Raw genomic sequence first — 6,109 nt, forward strand, 5'->3', positions numbered from 1 at the left:
CCCCGAGAGGACCCACCCATGAACACCGCCCCCGGCCAGCGCACCCCCGTCACCACCGTCGGCTGGAGCCTCGGCGACATCGCCGTACGCCGCGTCGACGAGATCGAGCTGCCGCGTCAGACCGGGCCCTGGCTGCTGCCGGCCGCCACCAAGGAGGTGCTGGACGAGGTGCCGTGGCTGCGCCCGGACTTCGCCGACGCCGAGGTCCCGCGGCTGGCCAGCCACAGCTTCGCCGTGTCGGCCGGCGGGCTGCGGATCATCGTGGACACCGGCATCGGCAACGACAAGACCCGCGCCAACCCGGCCTGGAACGGTCTGGGCACCGACTTCCTGGACCGCCTGACGGCGGCCGGATTCCCGCCCGAGTCCGTGGACCTGGTGATCACCACGCACCTGCACACCGACCACGTCGGCTGGAACACCCGGCTGGTCGGCGGGGACTGGGTCCCCACCTTCCCGAACGCCCGCTACCTCACCAGCCGCACCGAGTGGGACCACTGGGCCGCCACCGACCTCGACGAGGCCCGCACCCAGATGTTCCGCGACTCCGTCCACCCCGTGCGCGACGCTGGGCAGTACGACGTCGTGGACGTGCCCGAACAGGGCCACGAGGTGGCGCCCGGCGTCCTGCTGGTCCCCGCCCCGGGCCACACCCCGGGACAGGTCGCCGTCCAGTTGCGCGGCAGCGGCCGCCGGGCGCTGATCACCGGCGACAGCATCCACCACCCCGTGCAGCTGTCCCACCCCCACGTGCACAGCTGCGTCGACATCGACCCCGCCGAGGCGATCCGCACCCGCGGCCGGCTGCTCGACGGCCTGGCGGACACCGAGGACCTGCTCCTGGGCACCCATTTCCCGCATCCCACGGCCGGCACCGTCCGCCGCCTGGACCGCCGCTACCGGCTGCACGCGGAGTTCGGCAGCGAGCTCTGACACCACGGCGGGTGGGCGGCGGCCTCCGGGCCGCCGCCCACCGCGGCACGCGCCCGCCAGGGCGCGTTTGCAAAGTCGCGTCGGATCAGGCCGCGGCGTTGGGCGCCCGGCTGGGCGTGCGCCCGGATCGCCCTCGTACTGGGTCGTACTTGGGTGATTCGGGCGTGCGTCCAGCCGGGATGCGCGGCGTCGCGGACCCGGCGGGGCTTTGCAAACGCGCCCTACGGCCGCGGGGGACATTCCGCCGGGATCGGAGGAGCATCGAAGGCGACGACGCAGGCACGGCGCGCCCCCTGGCCGCAGCGGCGGCACCCGGCGCCGCCGGACCGATCCGAGGAGGAAGGCCATGATCGTCGACTGTGCGCACTACCTCGACGGTCGTCGCCAGCACGAGGGGCCGATACCGCTCGAGCAGGCGGCCGCCCGCTGCGCACAGGGCGGGTTCGTCTGGCTGGGGCTCTTCGAACCCGGCCCCGAGGAACTGGCCGAGGTGCGCGCGAGCTTCGGCCTGCACGAACTCGCCGTCGAGGACGCCCAGGCCTTCCACCTGCGTCCCAAGGCCGAGCAGTACGAGGACGGGACCGAGCTGATCATCCTGCGTACCGCGCGCTACGACGACGGGTCCGAGGAGGTCGACACCGGCGAGATCAGCATCTTCCTCGCGGAGCACTTCGTGATCGCCGTCCGCCAGGGCATCGCCAGCGAGCTGGCCGGCGCCCGCAGCCGGCTCGAACAGCGTCCCGAACTGCTGCGGACCGGCAGCGCCTCCACCCTCTGGGCCATCCTGGACCAGGTCGTCGACAGCTACGCACCCGTCGTCGCCGAACTGGAGCGGGACATCGAGCAGATCGAGGCGACCGTGTTCTCCGGGACCGTCGCCCCGACCGAACGGATCTACTTCCTCCGCCGCGAGGCCACCGACTTCTACCGCGCCGTCCACCCCCTGCTCGCCGTCCTGACCCGCCGCCTCCAGCCCGGCAAGTCACCGCCCGCGCTGCTGCCGTACTTCCGTGACGTGCACGACCACCTGCTGCTGGTCAACGAGGAGGTGGCGGCCCAGCGCGACCTGCTGGCCACCGTCCTGGAGGCCAACATCGCGGTGATCTCGGTCGAGCAGAACCGGATCAACCTCCGCCAGACCGCCACCATGGAGCGGCTGACGATCCTCGCGAGCGTCTTCCTCCCGCTGTCCTTCGTGGTCGGGTTCTTCGGGCAGAACTTCGCCTGGCTGGTCAGGAACATCAACAGCTTCACCGCCTTCCTCACCCTCGGCATCGGCGGTCTGCTGCTCCCCTGTCTGCTGCTCTTCCTGTGGCTGCGCCGCCGGCGCGGCCACACCGCCCCGCCCGCGCCGGAGGTGACGGCCGTCCCCACCGGCCCGCCGCCCGCGTCCGCCCGTGGCGGCCGGGCCGAGCGGCACACGGGATGACCGCGGGATGCCCCCGGCAGGAGCCCTGCATCCCGGGCCTTGCGGTGCTGACCGTGTGTCAGACTCGTTGGTATGGGCCACTTCGACGCGATACCGCCCCGTGAACCGTCGCCGCGCCGCAGGCGGCCCGCTCTGCCGGCCTGGTCGCGGCCGGACGGCGTGATGCCGGTGAGCCTGCCGCTGGGCCGGTTCCTGGTGCGCACGCCGTGGCTGGTGGTCTTCGCCGACGGGCTGCGGGTTCTCCCGACCGGGTTCGAGTTCGCGCTGCACGTCCGCCGGGACCTTCGGCCGCGCGACGTCGCGCGCGGCGAGGCGGTCGACTGGCAGCCGCCGTTCGTCCAGGAGCACGACAGCGAGGACCAGTTGCGTTTCGGGGTGCTCTTCCCGGACGGCCGCCGGGCCGTCGCGCAGCAGGGCTGGTCGGTGGAGTGGCGTACGCCCGAGGGGCCGCGGCCGCCGGTGATCGCCCCGCAGGACGGTTCCGGATCGTGGGACCACTGGGACCAGAGTTTCTGGGTGTGGGGCCTCCCGGCCGGGGGCCCGATCACCGTCTTCTACTCCTGGGCCGAGGAGGGGGTGCCGGAGACCCGGTTCGAGCTCGACGGGGACGCCCTACGCGCGGCGGCCGCCGAGACCCTGGTGTTCTGGCCGGAGCCGGAGCCGGAGCCGGAGCAGGACGCGGAGCCGGAGCAGGACTGACCGGCGCCCGGCCGGTCGTGGTGGTCGTCCGCCGCCCGATCGGCCGACCGGGCGGGCCGGTACCGGATGTCCTCAGGCGTCCGGCGGCAGGTCGGCGAGGGCTTCGCCGAGGGCGAGTTCGAGCGGGCCCCGGGTCTGCAGGCCGCGCCGGAACAGGGCGGCGGTGCGCCGCTGGGCGTCCTCGGCCCGGACGAGCTGTTGGAACAGGGCGGCGTCCGCCCGGACGTCGGCGGGGGTCGGCAGGCTGATGGCGTTGACCGCGGCCTTGGCCGCGGTCAGGCCGTCGCGGGGGAAGGCGGCGAGGCGGGCGGCCAGGCCGGCGACGAACGCGTCGAGGTCTGCGTCGGGCAGGGCGCGGTTGATCCAGCCGTAGCGTTCGGCCAGGTCGGCGTCGAAGTCGGCGGAGCCGAGCAGGACTTCCAGGGCCCGGCCGCGGCCGAGCAGGCGGGTGAGGTGCTGGATCGCGCCGGCGCCGGGGGGCGCGCCGATGCCGACCTCGGGCTGGCCCAGCACGGCCGTCTCGCGGGCGGCGAACCGCATGTCGCAGGCGAGCAGGAACTCGCTGCCCGCCCCCCGGGCGCGGCCGCGCAGCTTGGCGATGGTGACGACGGGCAGCAGGCTCAGCCGGCGGAACAGCATGCCGAGGGAGGCGTCACCGGGGCCGCCGCTCTTCGCGGCCTCGGCGGTGTACTCGGCGACCTTCGTCAGGTCGACGTGCGGGAGGAAGAAGTCGGCGTCCGCGCTGCCGAAGACCACGACGGCGGGTGCGTCCGGGCGCGCGAGATCGTCGAGCAGGGTGACCAGATCACGGACGACCTCCGGCCCGATCAGGTTCATCGGTGGCGCGTCGAACGTCGCGGAGAGCACTGCGCCCTCCAGCACGGTGTCGATGGTCTCGTACGGTCCGGTCATGGGGTTCCTCCGTGCTCGGGACCTGCGATCAGCTGCCGAGCCCGCGGGCGGGGATCGGGGATCGGACGCAGCCGTGCGGGCGGGCGGCGTCCGACGGGGCGAGGGCGCCTGCGGGGCCGGGGAGACAGGTGACGATCATGGTGACGGCGGCGAGCGCCGGCGCCGCCCGCGTACGTGTCATGCCGCACTATGTGCGGACGGACCCGGCCGAACCGGGCAGGACACTCGGCACGGTCCTCCGTCCGGCGCACCGCCGCGGCCGTCCGCGCCATGCACCGTCGAGATGGTCCGCAAACATCCGACCGCGCAAGATCACCGCATCGGGCTAACCCGGAGCGGCTTCCAGGCCCAACCGGCCGTACCGGCGGCAAGCTTGATCCCGGCGACGAACGGAGGCGCGGATCGCCCGGGCTCCGTCATGTCCGCCCCCGGTCACAGCTGATATGGACGTGTGCCGGTGACCGCTCTTGTGAACTCTTAATCGAAGGGGAGCCCGCCCGATGACGGTGGACACCAGCCAGGCGCTCGCGGAGCCGACCGGACAGAGCAGTCTGAGCACTGCGGCTGCCCGCAACCTTGCCTCCACCAAGAAGTCCGCTCCGCAGATGCAGGAGATCACCTCCCGCTGGCTGCTGAAGATGCTCCCCTGGGTGGAGACCCAGGGCGGTACCTACCGGGTCAACCGGCGACTGACGTACACCGTCGGGGACGGGCGGATCGACTTCGTCCAGGACGGTGCCCGGGTCCGGCTGATCCCCCGTGAGCTCGGCGAACTCGCCGTGCTGCGCGGTTTCGACGACCTTGCCGTGCTCACCGCGCTCGCCGACCGCTGCGTGCAGCGGGACTTCCGGGCGGGTGAGGTGCTGGCCGAGCGCGGCGCGCCCGCCGAGCAGATCCACCTGATCGCCCACGGCCGGATCAGGCAGACCTCGGTCGGCCAGTACGGCGACCCGGTGGCCGTCGCGGTCCTCGCCGACGGCGACCACTTCGGCGAGCACGCCCTGCTGGACGCCGGGGCGAGCTGGGAGGCCACCGCCACCGCCGAGACCGCCGGCACCCTGCTCACCCTGGCCCGCGCCGACTTCGACGCCGTGCTGGCCTCGGCGCCGGAACTGCGCTCGCACGTCGAGCACTTCAGCGCGATTCCGCAGCAGCGGCAGAACAAGCACGGCGAGGCCGAGATCGCCATGTCGGCCGGCCACACCGGCGAGGCGCAGCTCCCCGGCGCCTTCGTCGACTACGACCTCAACCCGCGGGAGTACGAACTCTCCATCGCGCAGACCGTGCTGCGGGTCCACACCAGGGTCGCGGACCTCTACAACGAGCCGATGAACCAGACCGAGGAGCAGCTCAGGCTCACCATCGAGGCGCTGCGCGAGCGCCAGGAGCACGAGCTGATCAACAACCGCGAGTTCGGCCTGCTCCACAACGCGGCCTTCAAGCAGCGGATCCAGACGTACTCCGGTGCGCCGACCCCCGACGACCTGGACGAACTGCTCTGCCGCCGGCGGGGTTCCCGGTTCTTCCTGGCCCATCCCCGGGCCATCGCGGCCATCGGCCGGGAGTTCAACGCCCGCGGCCTCTACCCGGACCACGTCGACCTCGGCGGACAGCAGGTCCCGGCCTGGCGCGGCGTGCCGATCCTGCCCTGCAACAAGATCCCGATCAGCGAGGAGAACACCACCTCGATCCTGGTGATGCGTACCGGGGAGGACAGGCAGGGCGTCATCGGTCTGCACCAGACCGGTCTGGCGGAGGAGTACGAGCCGGGCCTGTCGGTGCGGTTCATGGGCATCGACGAGAAGGCGATCATCTCCTACCTCGTCACCACGTACTTCTCGGCGGCGATCCTGGTGCCCGACGCGCTCGGCGTGCTGGAGAACGTGCAGATCGGCCAGCGGCGCGGCTGAGGCGGCTGACGCGGCACGGTCCCGGGCGGGCACCGCCCGTCCTCGGCCCGGCCCCGGCGTGCCCGGGATCCGGGCCGTCCCACCACCTCACCAAGGAGCCACGGATGCCCGTTCCCTCACCTCCCCCCGAGCGGCCGGACCCGCCGTCCGCGGCGCCCGGCCCCGGACCCGCTCCCGGGGGCGGCGCCCTGCCGGGGCCGGCGGCGCTCGTCCGCCCGGCCGTGGC

At 73.2% G+C, this 6,109-nt stretch carries 6 protein-coding genes; 4 read left to right on the plus strand and 2 right to left on the minus strand.

What is annotated here, in order from left to right; genetic code table 11:
• The first annotated feature begins 18 nt into the window (after positions 1-18).
• The 3 genes from AA75_RS24115 to AA75_RS24125 all read left to right on the plus strand — a co-directional run bounded on the left by AA75_RS24115 (position 19) and on the right by AA75_RS24125 (position 3,061).
• Positions 19-933, plus strand: coding sequence for an MBL fold metallo-hydrolase (locus tag AA75_RS24115; RefSeq protein WP_033822306.1), 915 nt, complete (start codon positions 19-21; stop codon positions 931-933).
• A gap of 346 nt (positions 934-1,279) precedes the next feature.
• Entirely contained in the window at positions 1,280-2,362 is a 1,083-nt protein-coding gene (locus AA75_RS24120; protein WP_082526778.1) for a magnesium and cobalt transport protein CorA, read from the plus strand.
• 72 nt (positions 2,363-2,434) lie between these two features.
• Positions 2,435-3,061: a hypothetical protein gene (locus tag AA75_RS24125; RefSeq protein ID WP_149038338.1), complete on the plus strand. Its 627-nt coding sequence runs from the start codon at positions 2,435-2,437 to the stop codon at positions 3,059-3,061.
• A gap of 72 nt (positions 3,062-3,133) precedes the next feature.
• On the opposite strand, the gene AA75_RS24130 is transcribed toward AA75_RS24125, so the two are convergent.
• Together AA75_RS24130 and AA75_RS49705 are read right to left on the minus strand one after the other, a co-directional pair.
• Positions 3,134-3,973, minus strand: coding sequence for an enoyl-CoA hydratase/isomerase family protein (locus AA75_RS24130; RefSeq protein WP_051813200.1), 840 nt, complete (start codon positions 3,971-3,973; stop codon positions 3,134-3,136).
• 28 nt (positions 3,974-4,001) lie between these two features.
• Positions 4,002-4,154 carry a hypothetical protein gene (locus tag AA75_RS49705; protein WP_158515560.1) on the minus strand — a complete coding sequence of 51 codons (153 nt, stop codon included), beginning with the start codon at positions 4,152-4,154 and terminating at the stop codon, positions 4,002-4,004.
• Between the two features lie 319 nt (positions 4,155-4,473).
• Between AA75_RS49705 and AA75_RS24135 the strand changes: the two genes are divergently transcribed.
• Positions 4,474-5,883 carry a family 2B encapsulin nanocompartment shell protein gene (locus tag AA75_RS24135; RefSeq protein WP_033822307.1) on the plus strand — a complete coding sequence of 470 codons (1,410 nt, stop codon included), beginning with the start codon at positions 4,474-4,476 and terminating at the stop codon, positions 5,881-5,883.
• The last annotated feature ends 226 nt before the right edge of the window (positions 5,884-6,109 follow it).

It is taken from the genome of Kitasatospora sp. MBT63 (assembly GCF_000710465.2).
Taxonomy (GTDB): Bacteria; Actinomycetota; Actinomycetes; order Streptomycetales; family Streptomycetaceae; genus Kitasatospora.

What these genes read in the sequence shown, in the direction of transcription:
- AA75_RS24130 (WP_051813200.1), bottom strand. Translation starts at nt 3,973, where the DNA reads ATGACCGGACCGTACGAGACCATCGACACCGTGCTGGAGGGCGCAGTG.
- AA75_RS24115 (WP_033822306.1), top strand. Translation starts at nt 19, where the DNA reads ATGAACACCGCCCCCGGCCAGCGCACCCCCGTCACCACCGTCGGCTGG.
- AA75_RS49705 (WP_158515560.1), bottom strand. Translation starts at nt 4,154, where the DNA reads ATGACACGTACGCGGGCGGCGCCGGCGCTCGCCGCCGTCACCATGATC.
- AA75_RS24120 (WP_082526778.1), top strand. Translation starts at nt 1,280, where the DNA reads ATGATCGTCGACTGTGCGCACTACCTCGACGGTCGTCGCCAGCACGAG.
- AA75_RS24135 (WP_033822307.1), top strand. Translation starts at nt 4,474, where the DNA reads ATGACGGTGGACACCAGCCAGGCGCTCGCGGAGCCGACCGGACAGAGC.
- AA75_RS24125 (WP_149038338.1), top strand. Translation starts at nt 2,435, where the DNA reads ATGGGCCACTTCGACGCGATACCGCCCCGTGAACCGTCGCCGCGCCGC.